This is a genomic window from Candidatus Angelobacter sp., from assembly GCA_035607015.1.
In the GTDB taxonomy this organism is placed as follows: Bacteria; Verrucomicrobiota; Verrucomicrobiia; order Limisphaerales; family AV2; genus AV2.
The window spans coordinates 1-3,072 of sequence record DATNDF010000062.1 but is presented as its reverse complement, the minus strand read 5'-3'; the positions used below and the strand labels follow the sequence as shown (position 1 = coordinate 3,072).

The following is a 3,072-nucleotide window of genomic DNA, read 5'->3' as shown; positions in this document are numbered from 1 at the left end:
CAAGCGCGGCGGGCATTTTGTGCTCATTGACGGCAGCGTCGAGGACGGCCAGCCCGAAGCGGAGGAATGGCTTCATCAGGTCGAGAAACTGCGCGATCCGAGCCATCATCGGTTTCTCACGCCGAATGGTTGGGGCCGGCTCTGCGAAACCGTGGGTCTGAACGTTTTGAGCGTAACTCTAACGCCGTTCAAGCAGCCCGACTTGAACTGGTATTTTGAAACCGCCGCGACTTCACCGGAAAACCGGAAACAAGTTTTGGAACTGGTCGCCCATGCGCCGCAATCCGCGCGCGACCTGTTTCGACTCGGCGAAGAACAAGGGAAAATTGTCTGGTGGTGGCAGCGGCTGACGTTGGTGTCGAGGAAACGATAGCAGAACGCCGCGTGAGTGAGCCGCGATTTCCGCGGTTGATGTTCGGCGATGCGGCAACCGCGTCCGCAAACTGAGCATCGAGCTCACAACTGCGATCGGAACGGCGAGAGTATTTTTTCGAGCAGTTTGGTGCAGAGACCGCGCCCCTTCCATTCCTTGTAGGAAATCAGCTTCGCGTTTTGCTTGTCCTCATCAAAGATGCGCGCCTGCCCGGCCGCGAATTCGGGCGAGTAAACGTTCAGATTCGCCTCGTCGTTCAACCGGAACGAGCGATTGTCGAAGTTCGCCGAGCCGACGGTCACCCAGACATCATCCACGATCATCACCTTGCAGTGATACATCGTCGGTTCGTATTCGTAGATTTTGATGCCGGCCTTGAGCAGCGGCCCCCACTTCGACCGCGAGGCGTAACGCGCGACCGGCACGTCCGTCTTCGCGCCCGGCACGATGATTTCCACGTTCACCCCGCGTTTGCTGGCATCCACGAGTTCTTCAGTGGTCAGAGCGCCGGGCACAAAGTATGACGCGGACAGTCGGATGTTCTTTTTCGCCGCCGCAATCGCCAGCAAGTACATCAGCCGGACACTCTCGGTGCCGTCGCGCGGCGAACTGAAAAAAACCTGGGCGAGGTCATTGCCGGCAGGGAGCAGCTCTGGAAAAAAATCCTCGTTGTCGAGCACGCGGCCGGTGGTCTTCATCCAATTGTCCATGAACGCGGCCTGCATCTGACCAACGGCGGGGCCTTCGAGACGGAACTGGGTGTCACGCCAGTGATCGGGCGCATTGGCGTTGCCCTGCCAGATGTCGGCCAGCCCGGCGCCGCCGATAAAACCGATTTTGCCATCGACGATGAGCAGCTTGCGGTGGTCGCGGTGGTTGAGCCGCGCAAGGTTGAACCAGACGAGCGGATTATATCGCTCCACTTCCACACCGGCATCGCGCATCACCTGGAGATCGTGCGAATCGATTTTGCGCGAACCAATCCAGTCAATGAGCGCATGCACTTTCACGCCGGCGCGGGCGCGCTCGGCGAGCGTTTCGGCGAACCTGCTTCCAATCCCGCCCGACCAGTAGATGTAGGTCTCAAGGTCGATGGATTTCTGCGCGTTGCGCACCGCTTCGAGCATCGCGGGAAAAATCTGGTCGCCGTTAATAAGCGCGGTGACGTTGTTGCTCGCCAGGATGCCCGACCCGACGAGCTGGCCCATCGCGCGCAGGAATTGCGGATCATGCACGGAGTATTGGTGGTCGATCTGGTATTGAATCCCGCGTCCGTGGAAGGAGGAGCACCCCGAAACCAACCCAAGGAAACTCAGAGCCAGGCCGAATCTCAGCAGAATTGGCCTGATTATACCCGGCGGAGTCCGATGTTCCATTGCTGGCGCATCGTAATGACGCGGTGGAAATTGCCAATCAAAGAAGTGGCTGACGCGCGCCAACGGACCGCATCGACTGGACAGCGCCCATTGGGGCTTCTATCTTCCAATCGATTCGGATGAAGCCGCTGACCAAAGTGAAATGTCCGACCTGCAAAAAGGAAGGCGACTGGTTCTCCGGCGCCCACGGCCCGTTTTGCTCGCATCGCTGCAAGCTCGTTGACCTTGGCAGATGGTTCAATCAAGAGCACGTCATCAGCGAACCGTTGCGGCCGGAACATCTGGAAAAATACGCCGAACTTTCGCCCGGCAAGCATTTGGACCGCACCGGCGACGATTGAGGCGATTCGCGCAAGTATTCCGTGTGCGGGCCCGGGCGAACCGGAGCGGATCGAGTGGGCCTGCGGATTTCTTCCAGCCCGAGGTTGGGGGCATTCGAATTTGTTGGTTTGAATTCCGGCGGCTGAAATGTCAACCACCTCCGAACGCCAACCGGCACACGATCACCGACGCAATCACTCCCACGGCATCGGCAATCAAGCCGGCCGGAATTGCGTGGCGTGTGCGCTTCACGCTCACGGCGCCAAAGTAAATCGCGATCACATAGAAGGTCGTCTCGGTGCTGCCGTAGATCGTTCCCGCCATGCGAACGATGAGGTTGTCCGGGCCGAGCTGCTTGGCCAGATCACCGAACAGCGCCAGCGCACCGCTTCCGCTCAGCGGTCGCATCAACGCGATGGGCAACAGTTCCGACGGAAAATGAAGGCCGCGGAGCACGGGTCCGAGCAAGTATGTGAGCCAATCGATTCCCCCGGCCCCTTTGAACATTTCGATGCCGACCCACATCGCCACGAGATACGGGATGATGCGCACCGCGACGTTGAATCCCTCCTTTGCCCCCTCGATAAACTCTTCGTAAACCGGGATGCGGCGCAGCGCGGCGTAGAGCGGGAAAAAGGCCAGCAGGCACGGAATCGCCAGCGTGGAAATCGCATTGATGAACCGGGACACAACTCCCTGGCTGGCTTGCTCGAAGGCGGACTGGCGATGGAACAGGTCTGGAAAAGTGAGCATGAACAGAAACCAAACCAGACAAACCGCAAAACCTTTCAGCACCATCCGGCCGCGCGGGGTGAGCGGTTCTCCAGTCGCTGCAACAACCGTGTCTTCAGGAGTTGTCTCCTCCCCGGCTTGTTCGGAGCCCGACGTTGCGTCGGAGGACGCCGGCTCCGGCAGGCGGAACGCGCGCCATTTCTCGAACATCTTTACAGCGGTCAATCCTGCCGCGCATGAACACGCCGTCGCCAGCAGCGCGGTGCCAAT

The 3,072-nt window shown here is 59.5% G+C and carries 4 protein-coding genes; 2 read left to right on the top strand and 2 right to left on the bottom strand.

The window, feature by feature from the left end:
• Positions 1 to 373: class I SAM-dependent methyltransferase (locus VN887_02565; GenBank protein HXT38883.1), on the top strand; the 373-nt coding region annotated here is incomplete at its 5' end.
• An 83-nt stretch (positions 374 to 456) separates the two neighbouring features.
• Here VN887_02565 and VN887_02560 read toward each other — a convergent pair.
• Positions 457 to 1,749: a phospholipase D-like domain-containing protein gene (locus VN887_02560; GenBank protein HXT38882.1), complete on the bottom strand. Its 1,293-nt coding sequence runs from the start codon at positions 1,747 to 1,749 to the stop codon at positions 457 to 459.
• Between the two features lie 119 nt (positions 1,750 to 1,868).
• On the opposite strand from VN887_02560, the gene yacG reads away from it, so the two are divergent.
• The gene (gene yacG, locus VN887_02555) at positions 1,869 to 2,090 is read left to right on the top strand and encodes a DNA gyrase inhibitor YacG (protein HXT38881.1); all 222 of its coding nucleotides are present in this window, start codon (positions 1,869 to 1,871) and stop codon (positions 2,088 to 2,090) included.
• A gap of 130 nt (positions 2,091 to 2,220) precedes the next feature.
• Here the strand turns inward: yacG and VN887_02550 are convergent.
• On the bottom strand, positions 2,221 to 3,072 hold an 852-nt coding region (locus tag VN887_02550; GenBank protein HXT38880.1), incomplete at its 5' end, for a spore maturation protein.

Excerpts from the sequence above, each read along its gene's own strand:
- VN887_02560 (HXT38882.1), bottom strand. The coding sequence starts at position 1,749 with ATGGAACATCGGACTCCGCCGGGTATAATCAGGCCAATTCTGCTGAGA.
- yacG (HXT38881.1), top strand. The coding sequence starts at position 1,869 with ATGAAGCCGCTGACCAAAGTGAAATGTCCGACCTGCAAAAAGGAAGGC.